The following is a 24,409-nucleotide window of genomic DNA, read 5'->3' on the forward strand; positions in this document are numbered from 1 at the left end:
AATTAAATTCAAGAGTAATGAAAACGTATCAAATAATAATCTTATTGCTTATAGGAACCCTAACCTGGTCTGCATGTGACAAAGAAGACCTGGTAAACGTTGATGAACCAAACCATAGAGTAGTCTATACTTCACAAATGGATTTTCAAAACAGAATTCAGGTAAATGATACCATGAGTTTTGGAGATGTTTCCGCAGGGGTAATTTCCCGTACCTGGACCTTCCCTGAAAATGGGGTTAATGTGATAGATATGACGACTAATTCTTCCACCAACGCGATTGTAAAAGCACTCTTTACGCAGCCTGGTGAATTTGAAGTTGATCTGCACCAGGTTTATAAAGATAATGCATATGTGGATAACATTTTAAAAGGAAAGGAACTGGATACCACCATTGTAGTCAAAGTTTTAGATAGTATTAAAATTTCAGTCCAGGCTAATTATTTAAATGAAGATGGTTCCCTGGGAGCAGCACTTACACTCGAGGATATGGCTGAAAATGAACTTGAAGCCAGTAAATCTGTGAGGTATTCTCTCTCTACCATAGGCGAGCCTGAAGATATTGCCTGGAGCTTTGAAGGTGGTGATCCTTCTAATATTGAAAATGAAACTGAAGTTGATGTGAAATACAGAAGAATGGGTACCTATAACTTTCAGGTTGTAGCTTCCAGGGAAAGACCATTTGGCGCAGATACACTTTCTTTTACTGACTTTATAAAAGTGATACCCTCGTCAGATCCGGTAACATTAGATGCCGTTATAGAAGAAGACGGGGCTATTGCCCTTCACTATAGTAGAGAAATGGATCCAACAAGCCTAAGATCCGGTGATTTCAGTGTGCAAATCGAAAATAGTGAAACAATTTTGAATCCCTTAGTTGCCAATGTAAGTATTGACCAAAATCAAGGTAATGTGGTTTTATTGGAATTAGAGAATGAGGCCATTTATAACGATGATACGGTTACTGTATCTTATACCCCTGGAATCCTCTCAACTTTAGACGGGGTCGCTGCCGATGCCTTTGAAGGGGAAAAGGTTGTGTTTAGTGGAGAGAATGTTCTAAGCCCTACTGCGTATGATTATAGCTTTGAGAATTCCACGGCCAGCAATTGGCCATACTTAGGCTGGGGGGCGCCCTGGGATATGTATGATTTCTCTATTTCTGAAACGCAGTCACAGCTCGGTACGAAAAGCGGTCTTGTGGAACTTAGACCTTATGGAGGAATGATCATAGGGCATAGGGACGATAATGGCAATAATATCACGTTTCCTATTGAAGCAGATAAAACTTATGAAATTGGAGTGTGGATATATATTGAAGAAATGGGTACAATAGATGAATCTGTAGAGCTACCAAGCCTGAGGTTCTTCTGGAACCCCAATACCAACTGGGCTGTTCAGGGACCAAGTTTCGATAATTCGTGGCCAGTAGGAGAATGGGTTTATGCCTCTACCCTGGCGGAATTTACTGCAGGTGGGGAATATAGATTTATGATTAGAGGAGCGAATACAAAACAAACTGAAGGCATTAAATTCTATATGGATAATATTTCGGTTACCGAAGCCCGCATAAGACCTTAGACGTAATTAATTTTGTTAGAGCTTGTTTAAAAGAATGTTAATAGGTAATCAGGTATTTCCATTAAGCATTAAATAAACCCGAACCATCTAAAATAATGGCGCCAAATTTAGCTATATCAAAAAGCAGGATTTTAGACAAGCTCTTTTTAATAATAAGAAAACAATGAAATATCTACATAGTTACTTTTTTTTATCCATCTGTTTATCAATCTTAGCGCTAACAGCTTGTTCCAATGATGAAGAAAAAGAGCCGGTAACACCTACAACACTAAAAACTAAAACACCTGAGAAAACTTCGGCATATTCTGAGGTTATTACAGGTGGGAGTATAATTAAAGGAAATGATGATTTTATCATCTCGGAAAAAGGTATATGTTGGAGCGATAGTGAGAATCCAACTATTGATGACAATACAAAAACAGAGACCACAACTTCTTTAGACTATACAATCAGTATAACGGGATTGCAGCCCACCACATCATATTATATAAGAGCCTATATAAATGGCGAAAATCAAACTATTTATGGCGATGAAAAACAGATCACCACAGATGAAGCACCAAGTGAGGTGTCCTTTTTACCAGACTTAGATGAAAACAAAAAGTGGATAATACAGCCAGAGTTTACAAATGAGTTTAATTATAGCGAGGGCAAATCATCACCTGATTTTACTTCAAACTGGCAAGATAGATTTTTTAACGGATGGACCGGTCCTGGCGATACCCGCTATAGTGCTTCTCAATCATCTGTAATGGATGGAAAACTTGTGTATAAAGCAAGTATAGAAGAGGATAACAACGGCCAGTCTATTATTAGAACAGGAATAGTGAGCTCCAAAGAAAAAGTTGGGTTTCCACTATACATGGAGGCACGGGTCAAAATTAGTGAATCCTCACTGGCATCTGCGGTATGGTTACTAAGTGATGATTCCACACAAGAAATTGACAATTTAGAAGCTTACGGCAATAAATCAAACGACTACTTTTCTAGACGTTTACATTTGAGTCATCATACTTTTATTAGAGATCCCTTTCAGGATTATCAACCTACTGGAGAAGAAACTTATTATGCTGATGATAAGGGCACGCAATGGGCAGACGACTATCACAATTATGGCGTACTATGGTTAGACCCTTGGACATTAAAATATTATGTAGATGGAGAACTGGTAAGAGAAACACCCACTAATCAAATAGACCCTAAAGGTTATACCAATGGTACGGGTTTGAACAAAGACATGTATTTAATTATAAGTGCGGCGGCACAACCCTGGAGGGAAAACCAAGGAATTAATTATTTTACAGATCCATCCGTATTAGATCCAGAAAGATCAACGATGTTAGTAGATTGGGTACGTGTTTACAAACCTGAATAAGTTTAGGTTTTTAATTTTAGAACGTGACAAAAAGAGAACGAATAAAAAACATGGGAGCGATTTCTTGAATGATAGAAATACAATATCTATAAAATTCAAATCACAGCAAATTCAGAAATAAAACCCATCTTTCAAGTATTTAAAAAGAACCAAATTGAATGTACAGCAATTTAAAAAGATATACGTTTAAATTCAGTTCTCTCATAAATCTAATAATTTGGAGAAAGACTCGATATGCCATTTGTTTGTTTTTCTTTATCCTTTCATATCAGGTTCTATTAGCTGCCCTCCAAGATTCTTCCAATACTTTCGATCCAGAAATTAATAACAATATTGAATTCCCCCAAAATGAAGAGCCCGATACTGCCATTACAGCATTGAATCTAGCTTACAAGATTTCTATAGACAGGGGCGACACCCTCCCAGCAATATATACTTTACTAAAAAAAGCTGATTTTCACGGAAGTAGAGCGAACTATGGCGAAGCTTATGATAATTTTTGGGATGCTCTTTCGCTTGCTGACAAACTTTCAGAGAACACTTTAATAAAAGCTGAGATCTATCGGGAATTGGGAAGACTTTATAGTTTTTATAAAAGGGAAGAAGAGTCAGAAGCCTATTTGCTAAATTCCTTGAAATTAAAAAAACAACTCTTAAAAGAAAAAAAAATTGACTCTGCCGATCTGGTCCGGAATTTTTATGCAATAACGGCCACATACCGGGAATGGAACCAGCCTCAAAAGGCCCGGCAGTTTCTGGATAGTAGTTACACTTATTTCCATGACAAGCCTGGTCAATTACCAAAGGAGTTTTTAGCATTCGAAGAAGCATTTGTACTTTCCCAACTGGGAAAACCTGAGGAGGCCTTAGGACTAATGAAAAAATTGCAACCATGGTTTGAAGCTAACCATCCGCATTATCTGGTCTTATTTTATACCTATTTAGGCGATATTTATAAACAGCAGGATCAGTCCTTGCAAGGCCAAGATTATTATGAACGGGCAATCAAAACTGCAAACTACTATCAGAAACATCTGGATTTCACACCGTTAATATATGAAAAGCTTTCAGATGTTCAGAAAGAAATGGGAATGTATCAGAAAGCACTTAGCAGCCTTGAAATAGCCAAGGAACTGGATGCTACATTTTTTGATAGCAGGAGCAAACGTAATCGGCCAATTTTACTAATAAAAGACGAGTTCAGGGTAGAAAAAGCAAAGCAGCAGGCAGTTATACAACAGCAAAAGCTACTCAGCTTGGAGCAAAAGAATGAGATAAGCTGGTTACAGAAATTACTGCTTCTTTTTGCCATTATCTTCCTAATTGCAATAGGCATCCTATATTTTAAAAACCTTCGCTCCAAACATATCGCAGAAAATGAATTCTTACGTAAGAAAAAAGAGCTGGAAATTGAGAAAGCAAACCAGTTGGTAGAACTCAAAAATAAAGAATTGGCCACCTCGGCATTACAGCTTGTTGAAAAAGATCAATTTGTAAAAGAACTAGAGAAACGATTCAAGGAAACCGATGATGATATAAAGTCTACGGAGGTTAAATCCATTTTCAAATCTTTATCGCATAATAATAGTCAACACTGGGAGGAATTTAAGTTAAGGTTCACTTCAATAAATGAAAAATTTTATGAAAATTTAATTCAATCCTATCCAAACTTAAGCCAGAAAGACCAAAAGATTGCCGCTTTGGTGAAACTAAATTTTTCCAGCAAGGAAATGGCTGGTTTGTTAGGCATATCAGTACAATCTGTACACACGGCCCGATACCGGCTTCGAAAAAAAATGGGCTTAAAAAGAGATGATAACCTGGAAGAAATAATCTCAGGCTTTTAAACCATATGTAGTAAATAAAAAATCATATGATTTGCAATATCCTTAATTCCAAAAGTACCTTAGAGTAAACAAACGGATATAATTTTTCATTGAAGTATTTTCAGTGAGTTTTCACTAATTAATAATCATTAAAATTAATTTATATGAAAAAAGTTTTACTTATAATCCTTTCCTTTTCTTTATTCAATTCACATCTTTTGGCGCAAGAAGCCCGTATTGAAGTGGACGGAGTAGTTACTGATCCCTCGGGGATGCCTCTTCCCGGAGTTAACGTAATTGAAAAAGGTACCTCCAACGGAGTGGTAACCGATTTTGATGGTGAATTCTCGATTGATGTACTCCCTGGAGCTGTCCTAATATTTAGCTATCTCAGCTACGAAACCGCTGAGAGAGAGGTTGATGGGCAGACACAATTTAATATTACTCTGGAACCTTCAGCTTCAGCATTGGAAGAAGTGGTAGTTGTGGGGTATGGAACCCAAAAAAGAACTAAAATCACCAGTGCGGTGAGTAGTGTCGATGATGATTATTTGGAGCAACAACCTACAGCTAATGTTACGCAGGCGCTCCAGGGAAGTGCTGCGGGAGTAACCACTGTTGCTTCAGTGACCCCCGGAGGCGATGCTGAGATTCGCATTCGAGGTATGGGAACTATAAATAACAATGATCCCCTATGGGTTATAGATGGTGTTTTTGGAGCTCCACCCCCACCGCCAAACCAAATAAAATCTATTGAAATATTAAAAGATGCAGCTTCTACTGCTATTTATGGTGCAAGAGGTGCAAATGGAGTAATTTTAGTGACTACCAAAACTGGAAAAAAAAATCAACCCGCCCAGGTTGAAGTTAGTTTACGGACAGGATTTAATGCACCTTCTGCAAAATATGAATTCATGACAGATCCGCAACTACTTGGGCAAATGTTGTGGTTAGAATATACAAATGATGGCCTTCCAACAACTAATCCTCATTACGGAAGTGGATCTGAGCCGATACTCAGTGATTACCTTTTCCCTAATGGAGCCTCTATAGGAGATCCAAATGTTGATCCCTCTTTGTACAACCAGCAAACCTACCCCATAACGAGATCAAATTCAATTGGGACAGATTGGTTGGAGGAGATTTATCATAACGGAATTATCCAGGATTATAGTTTTTCAGTAAATGGTGGCTCCGATCAAACCACCTATTCCTTCCAAGGTAGTTACCTAGATGAAGAAGGAATATTAAAAAACACCTCCTTCCAAAGAGCCAGCTTACGAGCCAATATAGATTCACAATTGAATAACTGGTTGACTATCGGTGAACGACTAGGGGTGACTGTATCCCAAGGCAATGGCTGGAGAGGAAATAACAGTCACGAAAATTTATTTAACCAGATATATAAATTGAATCCAATCCTTCCGGTTTACGATATAGCGGGAAACTATGCAGGTGGCATTGTAGGTGGTTTAGGGTTTGACGGTCCTAATCCGGTAGGGTTTCTAGATAGAAGCAGTTCAAATAGAAATCGAACTTATGATATAACAAGTAATATTTATGCCCAAATATCGCTTATTGAAGGTTTATCATTTAAAACACTTTTTGGCTACAACGCACGATTACATGATTCTTACAACCCTTCTTTTCCAGCATGGGAAAATATAAATGGCGCACGTGGCACAACATTAGGTGAAAGAAGATCGACCAATACTACTTGGAATTGGACCAATACTCTAAATTATCAAAAAACTTTCGCAGAAGATCATGATATAGATCTATTAGTAGGAATTGAAGCCATAGAAAGTGATTTTTCATTCATATCCGCCTCAAGACAGGAATATTTTTCTACAGATCCCGATTTCTTAGTTTTGGATGCTGGAGCCTCTAACCAATTAAATAATGGCAATGGCTCAGAATGGTCTCTGTTTTCATATTTTACCCGCCTACAATACTCCTTTATCGACCGGTATTTGTTTAACTTCACATTACGTCGAGATGGTTCATCACGATTTGGTGAAAATCATCGCTATGGGGTATTTCCGGCGGCTTCTTTGGGCTGGATCGTTTCCCAGGAAAATTTTTTAACGGATTCTAATTGGTTAAATTATCTAAAGATAAGAGGCAGCTGGGGTGAATCTGGTAATGATCAAATTGGTAACTATAATAGTTTTAGTACTTTTACATCGTCACTAGGTAATTCCTACTATGCCATTGGAGGATCCGATAACTCAATAACCCAAGGATACCAATCTGCCTCTATAGGAAACCCAAACGCCAAATGGGAAACTACAGTTTCTACGAATATTGCTTTTGATGCTACTTTATTTCAGGGACTGGATTTAAGTGTTGACCTTTGGCAGAAAAACACCGAGGATATGCTATTTCCTGTAGCCATTCCCCTTGTATCTGGATCGGCATCCCCGCCTTCAGTTAATATTGGATCCATGACTAATAAAGGAATAGATATAAGCCTTGGGTTTAAGGATAACTTGTTTAATGGTGAGTTGCAATATAACTTATCCGGTACTTTTACCGCTTATAAAAACGAAGTAACTAAACTTTCGAACAATGAAAATGAATTCATTCAAGGTTTTCCTGTTCGCCAACAAGTTTACACAAGAACTGAGGTAGGACGTGCTTTCCCGGAATATTATGGTTATATCGTGGATGGGATATTTCAAACCCAAGAAGAAGCAGAGGCGCATCCCACAAACGGAACGTATAATGAACCGGGAAATTTAAAGATAAGAGATGTAAATGAAGATGGGGTTATAAGTCCCGAAGACCGCACCTATATAGGTAGCCCTCACCCCGATTTCACAACTGGTTTGAGAATGGGTCTGCAATTTAAAAATTTCGATTTCGCTGCTACTTTTTATGCAAGTGTAGGGAATGACATCGCAAATTATACCAATAGATTCATCCGTTATGGTGCATTCTCAGGTCCAAATAGTCCCGATAGATTATTTAGATCATGGGGAAGTCCCTATTTACAAAATAATAATGATGCCATTTTTCCCAAAGCCTCAAGTAGTACTTCGTTTGAACAAAATGCATCCACTGAATATATAGAGGATGGTTCATATTTACGTTTACAGAACCTGCAGCTTGGCTATAACATTCCAACGAATTTGATTTCCTCCTTTAACATTAATGAATTACGCATCTATGCTTTAGCTGCAAATCTCTTTACCATAACAAACTATTCAGGGTTAGATCCTGAAATATCAGCCAAACGTGATGGAGGGGTGGCACAGGAAATAGACCGTGGAGTTGACGTGGGAACATGGCCAGTATCTAAGCAATTTATGTTTGGTCTAAACATTTCATTTTAACCTTAAAAAATTAATTATGAAAGATTTTATAAAAAAACTAGGTTTCGTTACTTGCATATTGTTGATGATGAATGCATGCGATAAGGATTTTCTTGAAAAAAATCCGAAAGGAACAGTTAATGAAAACAATTTAGTTAATGAGGATGGAATAAAAGCGCTGCTTATAGCTACTTATGCAGTTCTTGATGGATATGTGAGTGGTGAAAATCCTAGTGGTAATCAGGGAGAAGCCTCTGGTATAAATTGGGTATGGGGTGATGTGCCTTCCGATGATATACACCGCGGTGATCACCCTGGCGGTTGGACTCAAATAAACGATATTGAAAGATATGAAGTTAGACCGGATAATGAATGGTTGACTGGTGCCTGGGGAGTAAATTATGAAGGTGTATCTCGTGCCAATGATGTATTGAAGGCGCTAGAAAATGCAGGTGAAACCTTGCCAACAGAAAAAGCAAAACAAATAGAAGCAGAAGCCAAGTTTTTAAGGGCGTGGTATCATTTTCAGTTGAGAATTAAATTTGAGAAAATACCTTATATCACTGAAAATGTAGATCCTCTTACTGTGTCTAATGATCGTGAAGTTTGGGATGAAATTGAAGCAGATCTTCAATACTCCATTACCAATTTGAATCCCGCCCCTGATGAATTAGGTAGAGCATCGAAATGGGCCGCTAAAGCATTTATGGCAAGAGTACACTTGTTCCAAAATGAATTCACTGAAGCTAAACCATTATTAGATGATATTATCAATAATGGTCCGTTTCAATTAGAATCGCACTTTTATAATAATTTTGATGAAGAACACCAGAATAATGGTGAGAGCATCTTTGAAATTCAGTATTCCGTAAACGATGGTGCCGGTGTAGATAATTCGGGTATAGACCATCAAACTCTATATCCCAGAGGACCAGATGTCGGCCTTTGCTGTGCTTACAGTGCCCCTACCTTTGATTTGTTTAATGCTTTCAAGGTTAATGAGGAAGGTCTTCCTATGCTAGATAATTTTCGAGACAACCTACTTCTGGAAGACTATGGAATCTTAGATACAGAGAATTTTACGCCAACCGATCATTACTTAGATCCTCGGGTAGATTGGACTATAGGAAGACGAGGTATCCCCTTTTTAGACTGGGGGCCTATGAGTGGTAGTGACTGGATGCAAGATCAATTAAATATGGGGCCTTTCCTGAATAAAAAAATCATGTTCTATAAAGAAAATTTGGGTGAAATTTCAACCCAATCTAGTTATTGGGCTTCAGGTGTCAATGGAAATAATTTTCGGGTACTAAGACTAGGTCATGTACTGATGTGGAGAGCAGAAGTTGCTGTGGAAGAAAACGATTTAGCTACTGCTCTTTCTTTAGTGAATCAAATCCGTCAGAGAGCTGCAGATGATGTTGTGATGGGTAAGGTTACCAATACTAAGTTTGGTTCTGATGATCAAATAGAAGTTGATCCAACAAAACCTGCTGCCAATTACAAATTAAGCTTATATCCATCGTTCCCTAGTCAGGAATATGCGAGAAAAGCGGTGCGGTTCGAGATGCGTCTCGAATTTGCACTTGAAGGAATGCGATTTTATGATCTGGTCCGTTGGGGGACTGCTGAGTCAACATTAAATACTTATTTAAGTAAAGAACTTGAAAATGGAAGATTACCATGGCTAAATGGTGCGGTTTTTAATGCCGAACAAGATGACCATTGGCCAATTCCTCAAGTACAAATTGATTTACAAAATGGGGTATTAACACAAGATCCGGCTTATTAGGTTGAACATATTTCTAATCCCTGTATAGATGACCTTTTTTTCAGATTTACAGCCTTATATGAACTTTGTAGATAATCTTGGTGAATGATAAGGCTGTTCATTTGGGAATTGCATTCCTCTGAATTTAGAAATGATATTAGCTAATTAAAACAAGCGTGTGATGATAAATATGATGTCTACTTTTCTTTTTACTGTTCTTTTAGTATCACAAGTATTTAGAAATCCATAGATATTCTCTCACTGCCGCTTCAAAAAAACGGATTCATAAGAGATAATAATCTGCCGTTAACAATCTCAGATATTTGAACCATATGTTATCCTTTTTTAATCATAAAATTCTCCCTGTCTAGTTCTTGTCAAGTAACTTCCACAAGTAAAATGGAAAAATAAAACTTTATTTGAAGCGGATGGGAAATCCGAGAAAACAATGGATTTCAAACAGATCATTTCTTATAGATTTAATGTAAATAAAGATGTTGAAGAGTAAAGTTTTAGTAATTATTTTTTATAGTCTTGGCTTTTTTTTCTCTGAAGGTTTTGCACAAGCTTCAGAGAAAAATATTCCAAATGAAGTCCAGGATTTTAATTTTGACTGGGAATTTTCCCTACGCAACCCAGCAGATAGCAGTAAAACTGCAAATGTTGATAACTGGAAGCCGGTTAAGCTTCCTCATGATTGGAGTGTGGAGGCTTCCTTTGATTCTATAAAAGGGGAAGGAGCCACAGGCTACCTTCCTGGAGGTATAGGCTGGTATAAAAAAGAATTTTCTACCGACATCGGAAAAGATGAGAAAGCCTATATCTATTTCGACGGGAATTATAACAATGCCGAAGTCTGGCTGAATGGAACAAAACTGGGGTTTCATCCTTATGGCTATACTCCGCACTATTATGATATTACCGATTATCTAAATTCTGCTTCAGAAAACGAGATTATGGTAAAGGTAGATCGAACGCGCTATGCCGATAGCAGATGGTATACCGGCTCAGGTATTTACAGGAATGTTTCCTTGATTACCACAAATAAATTACATGTTCCAATCTGGGGCACTTTTATAACAACCCCGGAAATAACAGATAAAGAGGCAATTGTTAATGCACAAATACAGATTAAAAATGATTTTCAACGTAGAAAGGAATTTAAATTGATTACTGAAGTGCTGGATGCTGATGGTAAAATTAAAGGTAAAGCCACCTCAACAAAAAGGATTGCACCAGAATCTGAAATAACCTTAAATCAAGAAATTATTGTCAATAATCCTCAATTATGGGATATTGAGAGTCCTTACCTCTACATAGCAGTAACATCTATAATAGAAGATAATAAGCTTATTGGCCAATACGAAACTCGCTTCGGGATAAGACAGTTTAAGTTTGATGCAGATAAAGGCTTTTTCCTTAATGGCAAAAATTTAAAGATCAAAGGGGTTAACCTCCACCACGATGCGGGATTGGTAGGGGCAGCCGTTCCGGAAGGCGTTTGGGAACGCCGACTCAAAATACTGAAAGAAGCAGGTGTGAATGCTATAAGGACCGCCCACAACCCGGCTTCCAAAGAATTTTTACACCTGTGTGATGAAATGGGATTTCTGGTGCAGGAAGAATTCTTTGATGAGTGGGACAACCCAAAAGATAAACGCTTTAATCAAAAGGAAAGATCTGTAGATTATATAACAAGAGGTTATGGTGAGCATTTTCAGGAATGGGCTCGCCGTGATCTAAGAGCTACAATTTTACGGGATCGCAATCATCCCAGTATTTTCCAATGGAGCATAGGCAATGAAATTGAATGGACATATCCGAGATATCGTAATGCCAGCGGATACTTCAATATGAACTGGCAGGGTAACTATTTCTGGGAGCTTCCTCCTATAACCCCTCAACAAATAAAAGAACGATTTGATGAAAGTGAAGAGGGTAAATACGTGTTGGCTGAAACGGCAAAAAAACTTTCTAAATGGACTAAAGAATTAGATACTACACGACCAGTGACCGCTAATTTGATTTTACCCTCGGTAAGTCATTTAACCGGATATGCAGATGCTCTGGATGTAGTAGGCTATAGCTATAGAAGAGTTCTTTACGATTATGGTCATGAGAATTATCCAGACAAGCCCATTATGGGCACAGAGAACTTGCCCCAATGGCACGAGTGGAAGGCTGTACTGGAGCGGCCATTTATTTCCGGTACTTTTCTTTGGACTGGAATAGATTACATGGGAGAGGCTAATGGGAATTGGCCTGTAAAAGGAACATTAAGTGGTTTGCTGGATTTTGCAGGTTTTAAAAAACCATCATATCATATGATGAAATCACTTTGGAGTGAGGAGCCGCATATCTATATCGCCACACAAACCAACGATAAGTCCATTTTTAAATGGGACGGGGCAACAAACCAGGTGGTGGAAAAAAAACCGGGTGCCTGGGAACATGCCTTATGGTTCTGGCACGATGTGAATGAACACTGGGATTATAAAGTAAATGACAGCATTATTGTAGAAGTCTATTCCAATTTAGAGGAACTTGAATTATTGTTGAACGGACAGTCCCTCGGGGTTAAAAAACTTAGCCAATTCCCGGACCATATTTATAAATGGGCTGTGCCGTATGAAAAAGGGGAAATCACAGGCAAAGGTTTAAAAAATGGGAAAACAATATGGAAATCCCTGGTCACCCCTACTCAGGCATATGCCATTAAGCTAACTACAGAAAATGATACTTTACAGGCTAATGCCTATGATGTTTCCCACGTGGTGGCGCAAATAGTGGATAAAGCTGGAAATCCTATAAAAACCAAAGAACAAAACATAGAATTCTCGGTAGAAGGCGAGGCAAAAGTCCTTGGCGTAGACAATGGTTCGGGCACCAATGTACAGGATTACCAGTCTAACAGCCTAAAAACAAATCAGGGCAAGGCCCTACTCCTGCTCCAGGCTACAAAAGAACCTTCTGTGATCACAGTAACAGCAAAGGCGGGAAGCTTAAAAACAGAACCACTAAAAATAATCTCACAATAAAAAACATGAAAGACAATAATTTAATACTTCAGCTTTTTATGGCCACGGCATTCCTGGCTGGATGTGATTCCAAGGTAGATCAGGAAAATGACGGGGAAAAGACTAAAAACCAAATGGAAATCTCCCAGGAAGATATAGACCGTCTTGGGATTACCAATCCAGATTCCCTCAGTGCTGCCTCAAAAAGGGCATTGGAATGGCCGGAGGTTGGGAATGAATGGTTTATTGAATTTAGTGAACTTCAACCCCTTAAAGGAGACTTGGCCTATGAAGAAGGTGTGGTACGACGGGACCCCAGTGCCTTGTTGAAGCATAATGGCAAATATTATGTATGGTACTCCAAAAGTACAGGTCCTACCCAGGGCTTTGGGGGCGATATAGAAAATGACAAAGTTTTTCCCTGGGACCGTTGTGATATCTGGTATGCCACCTCAGAAGATGGATGGACCTGGGAGGAACAGGGTGTGGCCGTAGCCAGAGGAGAAAAAGGTGAGTATGACGACAGATCGGTATTTACTACCGAAATCATGGAACATGAAGGCACCTATTACCTGTGTTATCAAACTGTAAAATCTCCATATAATGTAAGAGTCAAAAACCAGGTAGGATTAGCTTGGTCAAATTCTCCTGATGGTCCATGGACAAAAAGTGAAGAACCTATTCTGAGTCCTGCCGATAATGGAATTTGGAAAGGTGAAGAACAAAACCGGTTCACGGTTGAGAAAAAAGGAGATTTTGATAGTCATAAAGTTCATGATCCTTGTATCATTCCGTATCAGGGAAAATTCTATCTCTACTATAAAGGAGAACAAATGGGTGAAGAAATCACTTTTGGAGGTAGACAGATTCGCCACGGAGTGGCAGTGGCTGATAATCCCAAAGGACCTTATAAAAAATCGGCATACAATCCCATAAGCAATAGCGGTCACGAAATTTGTGTATGGAAACACAATGGCGGTATTGCCTCGTTGATCACTACAGATGGCCCCGAAAAAAACACCATCCAATGGGCTCCAGACGGTATTAATTTTGGGATTAAATCGGTTATTAAAGGTGCGCCCCATGCCATTGGCCTAAACAGGAGCCTAAACACAGATGATAAAGAAGACCCGACCAGTATTCTGCGCTGGGGATTATCACATATTTACAACAATAGCGACTACCAAAGCATCATGAGGTTTTCTTCCAGAAGAAGGACCGTCCATGTAGCGAAAGGAGAAAATGCAAAAAACAATTAAAAACCAATCTAGATTATGGAAGCAGCATATTATAAAGAGAAAGGAAAATTTATTTCAGGTGAAAGCAAGGAATTAAAACCGAAGAAAGGGGAAGTAAGGCTTGATGTGGCTTATTGTGGCGTTTGTGGTACAGATGTTCACATTTATCATGGCACTATGGACAAGCGCGTGGATATGCCCCAGGTTATAGGCCATGAAGCCTCTGCCGTGGTGGCAGAAATAGGCGAAGGCGTTACCCATGTAAAAGTTGGGGATAAGGTAGCCGTAAGGCCCTTGAAGTTTGGTGAGCCGCATAAATTTGACAAAGGTTTTCCCCATGTGGGCAAGAATCTGAAGTTTATAGGAATAGACGCGCCAGGGGCTTTTCAGAAAAGCTGGACGGTTCCCGCCTATACCCTGCACCAGTTACCGGAAAAACTTTCTTTACAACATGGAGCCTTCATTGAACCGCTTTCGGTGGCCTGCCACGATGTAAAAATCGGAAGGGTGAAAAAAGGCGAAAATTGCCTCGTTATTGGTGGCGGCCCTATTGGTACCCTTATTTCTTATGTATTGAAAGAAAAGGATGCCAACGTGATTATTTCAGAAGTCAACGAAAAACGTGTGAATATGCTTTCAGAACTTGGCTTTACGGTGATCAATCCCGCAAAGGAAAACCTTGTGGAAAGGATTTCAGAATTAACAGAAGGGGGGATGATAGATTGTGCTTTTGAAGTTTCAGGATCGGCAGCTGGTGTAGAAGCCATGACCGAAGTGGTGAATGTCCGTGGCAGGATTGTTATGGTGGCCATTCACGGGGGCGAGAAGCGAAAGGTGGACCTATTTAAATTCTTCTGGTCTGAAATTGAACTTCTGGGAGCCAGGTTATATGAAGAAGAAGATTATGACGAGGCCATACGCATTGCTGCCTCTAGTAATATCCCTTTTGACAAGCTTACCACGAAAATAAGCAAACTGGAAGATATCCAGGATGTTTTTGAAGAAATCGACACCAACCCTGCAGGCATGAAATACCTTATAAAATGCCAACCGGAAGAAAGACTGGCTTAATAGGCCACCCAAAACAAAGATTTTGAAAAACAAGCGATAAGCAAATAAAAAATAGAACAAAATGAGTGTATTGGATAAATTTAAATTAGACGGAAAAACAGCTTTAGTCACAGGCAGTAAAAGGGGGATTGGTTTGGGCATGGCCATCGCCTTGGCCGAAGCCGGTGCCGATATTATTGGCGTAAGCGCCACCCTGGACCCGAAAGGCAGCGAAGTAGAAAAAGAAGTAAAAAAACGAGGTAGGAACTTTAAAGGCTACTCCTGTGATTTTAGCAATAGAAAAGCGCTTTATGCCTTTATTAAGGAAGTGAATGAAGATTTTCCTGTAATAGATATCCTGGTAAACAATGCCGGTACCATTTTAAGAAAACCTGCTGCTGAGCATCCTGACGAAATGTGGGATAAAGTGATAGAAGTAAACCAAAACGCCCAGTTTATCCTTACCCGGGAAATAGGAAAACAAATGGTTGAGAGGGGTTCCGGTAAAATTGTATTTACCGCTTCTTTACTTACCTACCAGGGTGGGATTACTGTGCCGGGCTATGCTGCCAGTAAAGGTGCCATAGGTCAATTGACCATGGCCTTTGCGAACGAATGGTCTTCTAAAGGTGTAAATGTAAATGCCATTGCTCCAGGCTATATCGCCACAGATAATACCGAGGCACTACGGAACGACCCCGACCGCGCAAACTCCATTTTAGCGCGTATCCCGGCCGGAAGATGGGGCGAACCTGAAGATTTTGCCGGTCCCATAGTATTCCTGTGTTCGGAAGCAGCGTCTTATATGCACGGGAGCATCACGCTTGTGGATGGCGGATGGATGGGTCGATAAATTTAAGCACATGAGAGATGATGTACCCTTTTTTAAAATATATAGTAATATTATTCCCCTTGTGCGGAATACCGCAACAACCCAGCGCCCAAAATAAGCCTAACATTGTGTTTATTCTAGCTGATGATGCAGGTTACTCCGATTTTGGATTTCAGGGAAGTAATCATTTTAAAACTCCTGAGCTTGATAAACTGGCCAGTAGGAGTATCCGTTTTTCCCAGGCATATGTATCGGCTGCCGTTTGTGGTCCGTCCAGAGCCGGGATTTTAACGGGCAAATACCAGCAAAAATTCGGGTTTGAAGAGAACAATGTGCCGGGCTATATGAGTAATTCCGGTCTTACGGGTGATGACATGGGGCTTCCTTTGGATCAAACAACCATGGCCGATTATTTGAAAAAACGAGGGTATAAGACTGCACTATTCGGAAAATGGCACCAGGGGAATGCCGATCGTTTCCATCCTACCAGGCGAGGATTTGATGAATTTTATGGTTTTCGCGGTGGAGCCCGTAGTTATTGGCCCTACGAGGAAAAAGAACTCATAAAATATCCTGAAAATAAGTTGGAGCGAGGATTTGGGAATTTTCAAGAACATCAGGGATACCTTACAGATGTCCTGGCTGAAGAAGCTGCTTCATTTATAGATAGAAATAAAGAACAGCCATTTTTCATTTTCCTATCCTTCAATGCAGTCCATACACCAATGCAGGCAAAACCTGAAGACCTTGAAAAAATTAAAGGATTGCAAGGCAAGAGAAAAACACTGGCAGCAATGAACCTGGCAATGGATCGGGCCATAGGTGTGGTAATGGAAAAACTGGAAGATCTTGGTCTGACTGAAAATACCATTGTTGTATTTACCAATGATAATGGAGGTCCAACAGATGCGAGCGAAGCTTCCAATGATCCTCTGAGTGGTACAAAGGCAAATCACTTAGAGGGTGGCATTAGAGTACCATTTTTACTATCCTGGCCTAAAGAGCTGAAAAGTGTTAAGATTTATGAATTTCCAATTACTACCCTGGATTTATTACCCACTTTTTACGCTGCAGCCGGCGGGGATATAAAAAATATGGAAGATCTGGATGGCATTAATTTAATCCCATTCCTTAAAGGAGAGAAAAAAGACCGGCCCCACCAAACCTTATATTGGAAGAAGGAATCGAGAGGTGCCATTAGAGATGGGGATTGGAAATTATTGCGGTTTCCGGATCGTCCGGCAGAACTGTACAACCTTCAGGAAGATGTTTCAGAAGTCAACAATTTGGCCAAAGCGTATCCTGAAAAAGTGGAATCGCTTTACAAAAATCTGTTTGACTGGGAGTTAACTCTGGAAAGGCCGTTATGGCAATTGAAAAGGTTATACGAAGGAAAAGCAGCAGAAAGAATGGACCAGTACCGAAAAGTAAGTGAAATTAAAACACAAAACGATGTCAGAAATTAAGGAATATCAGCTATTTATAAATGGCGAATGGAAAAATACTGAAACTAAGGAAACCGTAGAAGTTCTTAACCCTGCAACTGAAGAAATTGTAGGCCATATTCAGAATGGGAATCAAGGCGATGCAGAGAAAGCTTTAAAAGCTGCAGAAGATGCTCAAGCTTCCTGGAAGAAGCTTCCTGCTATGGAAAGATCTTCTATCTTACGTCAGTTTGCATCATTGATAAAGGAGAACACAGATTTTCTGGCTGAACTTTTGGTAAAAGAACAGGGAAAACTGCTATCTGTAGCCAAGATGGAAGTAGGAGTTACCGCTTCCTTTATAGAATATGCTTGTGAATGGGCCCGTCGTATAGAAGGGGATATCCTACCGTCAGATAACCCTAATGAGCAAATATGGATACAGAAAATTCCCCGGGGTGTGGTCGTGGCTATAACTGCATGGAATTTCCCTCTTGCTCTGGCAGGACGTAAAATAGGTCCCGCTCTTATTGCAGGAAATACCATGGTGATAAAGCCCACTTCTGAAACGCCATTGGCTACTCTGGAATTGGGAAACCTGGCTAATAAAGCCGGGATCCCTAAAGGGGTTTTAAATATTATTACCGGCCCCGGAAGGACTGTAGGTAACGCCCTAGTTGAAAATCCCATCACCAAAATGGTAACTATGACAGGTAGTACTCCGGTAGGTCAGGAAATTGCCAAAAGGGCTTCCAAAAGATTAATACCTGTGCAACTGGAATTGGGAGGAAAGGCTCCTTTTATTGTACTCGAAGATGCAGATATCGATGAGGCTGTTGAGGGCGCACTACATTCAAGATTCGACAATTGCGGGCAGGTATGCACCTGCAATGAACGACTGTATTTACATGAAAAAATCTATGATGAATTTATGGAAAAATTCATGAATAAAGTAAAAGCTATAAAAGTAGGCGATCCAATGGATCCAGATAGCGATATGGGACCCAAAGTGAATTCAGGTGAATTGAAACACATGGAAGAACTCGTGGAAACTTCCGTTAAAGAAGGAGCTACCCTAGAATATGGTGGGAAGAAGCCGGAAGGGGAACAGTTTAAAAAAGGCTATTGGTTTGAACCTACTATTTTAACCAATGTATCCCAGGATATGACCATAGTACACGAAGAATCTTTTGGTCCAATATTACCGATTATAAAATTCAATAGTCTTGATGAGGCAATAAAATACGCTAACGATTGTGAATATGGCTTAGCTGCCATGGTTTATACGAATGATATGAACAACATTATGAGGTGTAATGAGGAGTTGGAATATGGAGAAATTTATGTTAACCGGGGTCATGGCGAACAGCATCAGGGCTTCCACAATGGTTATAAATTAAGTGGCACCGGAGGCGAAGATGGTAAATATGGATTTGAACAATACCTTGAAAAGAAAACCTTTTACGTAAAATATAAAGCCAAATGAGTACAAAAATATCAGAAATAAAAACACGTCTTTTTACAGTTCCGCTACCCGAAGTAATGGCCGATGCCAAACATGGTGACCATTATCATTTTGAACTGGTAACCGTTACGGTCACTTTGGAAGATGGTAGCGAAGGCACCGGCTATACCTACACCGGGGGAAAAGGCGGTTTTGCCATAAAAGCCATGATCGAGCATGATTTCACAGAAGCTTTACTTGGCAAGGATGGGGAAGATATAGCCGGGATCTACGATTTTTTGGAATGGCATATCCATTATGTGGGCCGGGGTGGAATTGCCTCTTTTGCCATTTCAGCCGTGGATATTGCGCTGTGGGATATCCGATGTAAAAAAGCAGAAAAACCACTCTGGAAAATGGCAGGTGGCCACGCCAATTCCTGTAAGGCCTATTGTGGTGGGATAGATTTGATGTTCCCCATAGAAAAATTATTGGCCAATATGAAAAATTACCTGGAACGGGGCTTTAATGCGGTAAAAATTAAAATTGGTCGTGAAAAACTCGAAGAGGACCTGGAGCGTATCAAAGCCGTTCGGGAATATATAGGCCCTGAGATCACTTTTATGGTAGATGCCAATTATTCGATGACGGTAGATGAAGCTATAAAAGCTATTGAAGGCTTTAAGAAATATGATATTACCTGGTTTGAAGAACCTACCATCCCAGACAATTACAAGGGGTATGGAGAAATTGTGGACGCCACCGGTTTCCCATTGGCCATGGGGGAAAACTTGCATACCATTCATGAATTTGAATATGCCATGGAACAGGCAAAACTCTCTTATATCCAGCCAGATGCCTCTAACTGCGGGGGGATCACTGGATGGCTGGCCGCGGCAAACCTGGCCAATGAACACAATATACCTGCCTGCTCCCATGGGATGCAGGAACTACATGTAAGTTTGGTGTCTGCCCAACCCAACGCCGGTTGGTTGGAAGTACATAGTTTCCCAATAGATCAATATACCAAACGACCCCTGGTGGTGGAGAATTACAGGGCTGTAGCACCCGATTATCCGGGAGTAGGCGTGATTTTCGACTGGGACAAGCTAGGGCCATATGAACAAAAAACATAATCATTATGAGTATGCATTCAGAAATTTTTGGAACAATGAACGGTGAAACTATTCATCTATATACCTTACAAAACAAAAATGGTATTAGCGTGAATATCATGAACTACGGGGCTACAATCACTTCGATCAAAGTCCCGGATTCCAAAGGGAATATAGAGAATATCGTTTGTGGATTTAACAATTTTGAAGCTTACTTTTCTGAAGAATATAAAAAGAACGCGCCTTACTTTGGAAGCACGGTAGGGCGCTATTGTTCGCAGATCAAGGATGCAAAATTCCAGCTTCACGGCAAGGAATATACCCTGGCAAAAAATGCCGGGGAAAATAACCTGCATGGTGGGAATATTGGTTTCGATAAAAAAATATGGAAAGCCGAAACATTAAATTTGAAGGGTGCTACCGGTATTTCCATGGAAATTCTAAGCGAAGACCTGGAAGAAGGTTTCCCCGGGAATGTTAAAGTGAGTGTTCAATTTATCTTGAATGACAGTAATGAACTTTCCATAGAATATTCCGCAGTACCAGACCAGGACACCCCTTTGTCTTTGACCAACCATACCTACTTTAACCTGAACGCTTTTAGTTCTTCCGTAGAAAACCATACCGCACAGATCAAGGCAGGCAAAAAGCTTGTTTTAGATGGAACGGGCGCGGCCACCGGTAAAATCCAACCGCTTGAAGGACGTCCTGATGACCTAAGGGAGCCCAAAAAAATTGGCGAGGTACACGGGAAAATGAACGATGGCTTTGAGCACTATTATATTTTTGATAAGGAAAACTTCCTCTCGGACAAAGTTGCCGAATTCCATTGTAAAAAAAGTGGCAGGTCTTTAGGGGTTGCTACCAAAGAGCCCGGAATGCTCTTTTATACAGGGAAGTACACCTCTAACGAATTGCAAAGGGAAAACGGGCAGGAATTTGGCAAATATCGCGGGTTTTGTTGTGAGACCCACCGGTATCCCAACGGGCCCAACATCCAAAATTCACCAAAATTCATTACCAGTGCTGGTGAAGAATTTAAAAGTACCACCATATTTAAATTTGGTTGGTAAGCCATAAATATTAATACTAAAAACTTATTATTATGATTGTAGGAATTATATGGGCAATATTCGCAGGCCTCATCCTGGGTTTGTATGCAATGCCGGAAAAATTTACCAAAGACTTCAAATATGAGAATACCTGGAGTTTGTTTTTTCTATTGACCATGTTCGTGGTGCCAATAATCACTTCAATCAGTTTGATAGATGGGTTTCAGGATATTTTTGGAAATATGCCCACAGATATCCTGTTAAAAATGGCACTGGCAAGTTTCCTTTGGGGTACCGGGGTGATGATGTGGGGGAAAGCCATTAACCATATTGGACTTTCCCTTGGCTTTTCCATATTTATTGGGACCATTATCCTTATTGGATCGGTACTCCCCTTCCTGGTTGATGGATTGCCCCCTGAAAATTCCCTTATCCTCATCCTGCTAGGTATCCTGGTGGTGTTGTTTGGGGTAATCTTAAATGCCAAAGCCGGCCTGATAAGGGAACGGAATGAACTTGATAACACACAGGGCGATACCTCAGCAAATGTTATTAGAGGTTCCATGGCCAAAGGGATTTTGATCGCTGTGACAGGCGGACTCTTAGCTACAGGTTTTAGTTATGCCAATGCGGTAGGCCGTCCTTATTTGCACGAAGCATCGACCAGTGCGGGAAATGCCAACTGGATAACAGCTGTAGCGGTCATGTTCCCAATTTTCATCTCGGGCGGGATTGCCATGACCACTTATTTTATATGGCAATTATCAAAGAAAAAAGCATGGGATAATTTTAAAACTCCGCATTTTTCGAAAAACTTCTTCCTTATCCTTATTATGGCAGTTTTTCATTATGCGGCCTCTGCCCTTTTCGCATACGCTGCTTATAAACTTGGGGATGCCGGTAACACCGTGGGGTACGCAATTTTCAATACCGCCAGTGTGGCGACCGCCATTGTCACAGGTTTGATCACCAGAGAATGGGTGCAGGCTTCCAAAAAAGCCAAAGCCTATCTCTATGCTGGTTTGGCATTAATGATCGTGGGAATCGTTATTATCGCTATAGGTAATGGAATGGCAGAATCTGGCGTTTAATAATCTAAAGCGTAAAATTATGGATTTCAAAAAGCTAGGTTTATCATTGATATTTTTAAGTGCGACCAGCAATTTATTTGTTGGCTGTTCATCTTCTGCCACAAACGACACCTCACTGCACGAGTCGTCATCTTCTTCTAACGTATATGATTGGTCAAATATAACCATACCCCCCCAAGCACCAAATTCGAAAGTTTGGGAACTGCAAGAAGAAGTTTCAGATGATTTCAATTATAAATTTGAGGAGGCATCAGAAAAAGTAAATTTTGGGGATGATAAATGGTATAATTTCTATCATAACAATTGGGATGGGCCAGGCACCACCTATTGGAAATATAACCATGTTTCAGTTAATGGTTCTGAATTGGAAATCAAAGCATCACGCTGGTCCAGGCAAAATGAAGCTGCACCCATTTCGGCTTCACCAAATAAAATGGACAGGCCTAGCGGGGGTATAAACAGCGGATGCATTACATCCAACAATCAAATTATTTATCCTGTATATGTGGAAGCGAGTGTAAGTGTTGCTAATATAGCCTTAGCCTCAGATATTTGGTTATTGAGCTCTGATGATACTCAGGAAATAGATATTATGGAATGTTATGGGGGTGCTGATAGTAACAATTCCTATTTCGCCAAGTTTATTCATTTAAGTCACCATTCATTTATTCGTGATCCATTTCAGGATTATCAGCCAAGGGGGAAGAATTCCTGGTGGACCCGTAAGGACATATCTACCTCCTGGGGAGACTACAGTTGGAATGCAGGAGATAGGAAATTTATACAAATTGGAGTTAATTGGATAGGCCCCAAACATTTTGAATATTATATAGATGGCGAATTGGTGCGCGTTTTATATGATAAAGCCTCGGCTACAAAAAATGCTGATCAATGGTTTTATACCTATCCAAGTATGACCGATGGCAGGCTGGATTTCAATGACAATGGTTTCCAAAAAGAAAACCTTTATTCCAAGTCTCCAACATTTTCTTATGGAGTTCTTCAAGAAGCCGATAGTATTTCCAATGTAAGCGTGATTGACCCATACAAATTTCAGGGTGAAGAAGGGTTTACAAAACCATTGGATATCATTATAAATGTAGAATCTCAAGACTGGCACGTGGAAGCCGGTAGAACCCCAAATGATGCCCTCTTGAACGACCCGGCCAAAAATACAATGAAAGTAGATTGGGTCCGGGTTTATAAACCAGTCTAAGAATAAAAAACTATAATAGGATTAAATAAAGCACTCAAAATTAGCTTGAAAAAAAAAGAAATAATTATGTATACTAAAACTCTTATTTCAATGAATTGGCATTTATGGATGCTCTGCATGGTATTTCTATTAGGCGCTGGTTGTCAGACCGATGATGATAACGTGCAAAAGGAGCCGGAAGAAAACGAACAGGGCGGGGAGAATCCAGATGAGGAAACAGACCCGGAGAAGGAACCCACCACTGCAGATTTTGAGAACATGGATCCTGATTTACCATCATTTGTTTCTATAGATGATACGACCCCGGAAGATATGCAATGGATAAAAGTAGATGGGTTGACTGATGAATTTGACAGCTGGGATGAGATAAAATGGTTCAAACCTCTATGGAATTATGACGTGCCTGTCCAGATGAAAGCAGAAAATTCAGGGGTCGCCGATGGTAATTTGTGGATCAAGGCTACCTTGGATGAGGGTGCTGAAAGATGGTTTGAGACATCCCGTGTACAATCCAAAGAGCAGATTAGTTATCCCATGTACACCGAAAGCCGTATAAGGACGGCCCACATATCAGCCTACAATACCTTTTGGTTGAACAATGGGGATATTTCAAATAGGAATGAAATAGATGTTATTGAAAATAATTCGAAACCATCCTGTGGCTGTCAGCCAGATTTTCCGTGGCAGATGAATTCCCAGTACTTCCATGTGATAGATGATGATACCCGCAGGGAAAAAGGCAACTTTGACAACCGCAATCTTTCTAATGCCAATCCGGGTAAAGGAATTAAATGGAATGAAGAATACCATATAGTTGGGGTTTGGTGGAAAGATGCTACCCATATCCAATTTTACCTGGATGGGGAACCTGCCGGGAGTGTAGTTTCCGAGAGGGATTTCACTCGCGATTTAAATCTCATTTGGGACCTCTGGACGTTCGATGCCGATTGGCTGGGCGGGTTGGCCAAAAAAGAAGACCTTCTCGATGATTCTATAAATACCATGAAAGTAGATTGGGTGAGGACCTGGAAATTGGAACCTACCCAATAGCTCGGTTTGTA

General features: G+C 40.1%; 16 protein-coding genes. All 16 read left to right on the forward strand.

Annotated features, from left to right (window positions below; translation table 11 throughout):
• Nucleotides 1-17: 17 nt before the first annotated feature.
• The 16 genes from BM084_RS04635 to BM084_RS04710 all read left to right on the forward strand — a co-directional run bounded on the left by BM084_RS04635 (nt 18) and on the right by BM084_RS04710 (nt 24,398).
• Nucleotides 18-1,580, forward strand: a complete 1,563-nt coding sequence (locus BM084_RS04635) for a hypothetical protein (RefSeq protein WP_093303153.1) — start codon at nt 18-20, stop codon at nt 1,578-1,580.
• A 163-nt stretch (nt 1,581-1,743) separates the two neighbouring features.
• Nucleotides 1,744-2,955 carry a family 16 glycosylhydrolase gene (locus tag BM084_RS04640; protein ID WP_093303156.1) on the forward strand — a complete coding sequence of 404 codons (1,212 nt, stop codon included), beginning with the start codon at nt 1,744-1,746 and terminating at the stop codon, nt 2,953-2,955.
• Between the two features lie 158 nt (nt 2,956-3,113).
• Nucleotides 3,114-4,802, forward strand: a complete 1,689-nt coding sequence (locus tag BM084_RS04645; RefSeq protein ID WP_143083619.1) for a helix-turn-helix domain-containing protein — start codon at nt 3,114-3,116, stop codon at nt 4,800-4,802.
• 143 nt (nt 4,803-4,945) lie between these two features.
• The gene (locus tag BM084_RS04650; protein ID WP_093303162.1) at nt 4,946-8,119 is read left to right on the forward strand and encodes a SusC/RagA family TonB-linked outer membrane protein; all 3,174 of its coding nucleotides are present in this window, start codon (nt 4,946-4,948) and stop codon (nt 8,117-8,119) included.
• 16 nt (nt 8,120-8,135) lie between these two features.
• Entirely contained in the window at nt 8,136-9,890 is a 1,755-nt protein-coding gene (locus BM084_RS04655) for a RagB/SusD family nutrient uptake outer membrane protein (protein WP_177195659.1), read from the forward strand.
• Between the two features lie 473 nt (nt 9,891-10,363).
• Nucleotides 10,364-12,907: a glycoside hydrolase family 2 TIM barrel-domain containing protein gene (locus tag BM084_RS04660; protein ID WP_093303165.1), complete on the forward strand. Its 2,544-nt coding sequence runs from the start codon at nt 10,364-10,366 to the stop codon at nt 12,905-12,907.
• Nucleotides 12,908-12,912: 5 nt separating this feature from the next.
• Complete coding sequence (locus tag BM084_RS04665) at nt 12,913-14,145, forward strand: glycoside hydrolase family 117 protein (protein WP_093303168.1); 1,233 nt, start codon at nt 12,913-12,915, stop codon at nt 14,143-14,145.
• Between the two features lie 15 nt (nt 14,146-14,160).
• Nucleotides 14,161-15,195: a zinc-dependent alcohol dehydrogenase gene (locus tag BM084_RS04670; protein WP_093303171.1), complete on the forward strand. Its 1,035-nt coding sequence runs from the start codon at nt 14,161-14,163 to the stop codon at nt 15,193-15,195.
• Nucleotides 15,196-15,256: 61 nt separating this feature from the next.
• The gene (locus tag BM084_RS04675; RefSeq protein ID WP_093303174.1) at nt 15,257-16,027 is read left to right on the forward strand and encodes an SDR family oxidoreductase; all 771 of its coding nucleotides are present in this window, start codon (nt 15,257-15,259) and stop codon (nt 16,025-16,027) included.
• Nucleotides 16,028-16,044: 17 nt separating this feature from the next.
• Complete coding sequence (locus tag BM084_RS04680; RefSeq protein WP_093303177.1) at nt 16,045-17,472, forward strand: sulfatase; 1,428 nt, start codon at nt 16,045-16,047, stop codon at nt 17,470-17,472.
• The gene (aldA, locus tag BM084_RS04685) at nt 17,459-18,916 is read left to right on the forward strand and encodes an aldehyde dehydrogenase (protein WP_093303179.1); all 1,458 of its coding nucleotides are present in this window, start codon (nt 17,459-17,461) and stop codon (nt 18,914-18,916) included. The genes BM084_RS04680 and aldA overlap by 14 nt, the downstream gene beginning before the upstream one ends.
• Nucleotides 18,913-20,010: a mandelate racemase/muconate lactonizing enzyme family protein gene (locus tag BM084_RS04690; RefSeq protein WP_093303182.1), complete on the forward strand. Its 1,098-nt coding sequence runs from the start codon at nt 18,913-18,915 to the stop codon at nt 20,008-20,010. Before aldA ends, BM084_RS04690 begins: the two co-directional genes overlap by 4 nt.
• 5 nt (nt 20,011-20,015) lie before the next feature.
• The gene (locus BM084_RS04695) at nt 20,016-21,062 is read left to right on the forward strand and encodes an aldose epimerase family protein (protein ID WP_218152230.1); all 1,047 of its coding nucleotides are present in this window, start codon (nt 20,016-20,018) and stop codon (nt 21,060-21,062) included.
• A gap of 32 nt (nt 21,063-21,094) precedes the next feature.
• Nucleotides 21,095-22,132: an L-rhamnose/proton symporter RhaT gene (locus BM084_RS04700; RefSeq protein ID WP_093303187.1), complete on the forward strand. Its 1,038-nt coding sequence runs from the start codon at nt 21,095-21,097 to the stop codon at nt 22,130-22,132.
• 19 nt (nt 22,133-22,151) lie between these two features.
• Nucleotides 22,152-23,348, forward strand: coding sequence for a LamG domain-containing protein (locus tag BM084_RS04705; protein WP_143083620.1), 1,197 nt, complete (start codon nt 22,152-22,154; stop codon nt 23,346-23,348).
• A 90-nt stretch (nt 23,349-23,438) separates the two neighbouring features.
• Complete coding sequence (locus tag BM084_RS04710) at nt 23,439-24,398, forward strand: LamG domain-containing protein (RefSeq protein ID WP_245764333.1); 960 nt, start codon at nt 23,439-23,441, stop codon at nt 24,396-24,398.
• The last annotated feature ends 11 nt before the right edge of the window (nt 24,399-24,409 follow it).

The organism is Salegentibacter agarivorans, assembly GCF_900113135.1.
In the GTDB taxonomy this organism is placed as follows: domain Bacteria; phylum Bacteroidota; class Bacteroidia; order Flavobacteriales; family Flavobacteriaceae; genus Salegentibacter; species Salegentibacter agarivorans.

Bases quoted from the DNA above. Each gene is read 5' to 3' on its own strand.
- BM084_RS04705 (WP_143083620.1), top strand. From the start codon at position 22,152: ATGGATTTCAAAAAGCTAGGTTTATCATTGATATTTTTAAGTGCGACC.
- BM084_RS04690 (WP_093303182.1), top strand. From the start codon at position 18,913: ATGAGTACAAAAATATCAGAAATAAAAACACGTCTTTTTACAGTTCCG.
- BM084_RS04650 (WP_093303162.1), top strand. From the start codon at position 4,946: ATGAAAAAAGTTTTACTTATAATCCTTTCCTTTTCTTTATTCAATTCA.
- BM084_RS04655 (WP_177195659.1), top strand. From the start codon at position 8,136: ATGAAAGATTTTATAAAAAAACTAGGTTTCGTTACTTGCATATTGTTG.
- BM084_RS04670 (WP_093303171.1), top strand. From the start codon at position 14,161: ATGGAAGCAGCATATTATAAAGAGAAAGGAAAATTTATTTCAGGTGAA.
- BM084_RS04675 (WP_093303174.1), top strand. From the start codon at position 15,257: ATGAGTGTATTGGATAAATTTAAATTAGACGGAAAAACAGCTTTAGTC.
- BM084_RS04700 (WP_093303187.1), top strand. From the start codon at position 21,095: ATGATTGTAGGAATTATATGGGCAATATTCGCAGGCCTCATCCTGGGT.
- BM084_RS04635 (WP_093303153.1), top strand. From the start codon at position 18: ATGAAAACGTATCAAATAATAATCTTATTGCTTATAGGAACCCTAACC.
- BM084_RS04645 (WP_143083619.1), top strand. From the start codon at position 3,114: ATGTACAGCAATTTAAAAAGATATACGTTTAAATTCAGTTCTCTCATA.
- BM084_RS04695 (WP_218152230.1), top strand. From the start codon at position 20,016: ATGAGTATGCATTCAGAAATTTTTGGAACAATGAACGGTGAAACTATT.
- BM084_RS04660 (WP_093303165.1), top strand. From the start codon at position 10,364: ATGTTGAAGAGTAAAGTTTTAGTAATTATTTTTTATAGTCTTGGCTTT.
- BM084_RS04710 (WP_245764333.1), top strand. From the start codon at position 23,439: ATGAATTGGCATTTATGGATGCTCTGCATGGTATTTCTATTAGGCGCT.
- aldA (WP_093303179.1), top strand. From the start codon at position 17,459: ATGTCAGAAATTAAGGAATATCAGCTATTTATAAATGGCGAATGGAAA.
- BM084_RS04665 (WP_093303168.1), top strand. From the start codon at position 12,913: ATGAAAGACAATAATTTAATACTTCAGCTTTTTATGGCCACGGCATTC.
- BM084_RS04680 (WP_093303177.1), top strand. From the start codon at position 16,045: ATGATGTACCCTTTTTTAAAATATATAGTAATATTATTCCCCTTGTGC.
- BM084_RS04640 (WP_093303156.1), top strand. From the start codon at position 1,744: ATGAAATATCTACATAGTTACTTTTTTTTATCCATCTGTTTATCAATC.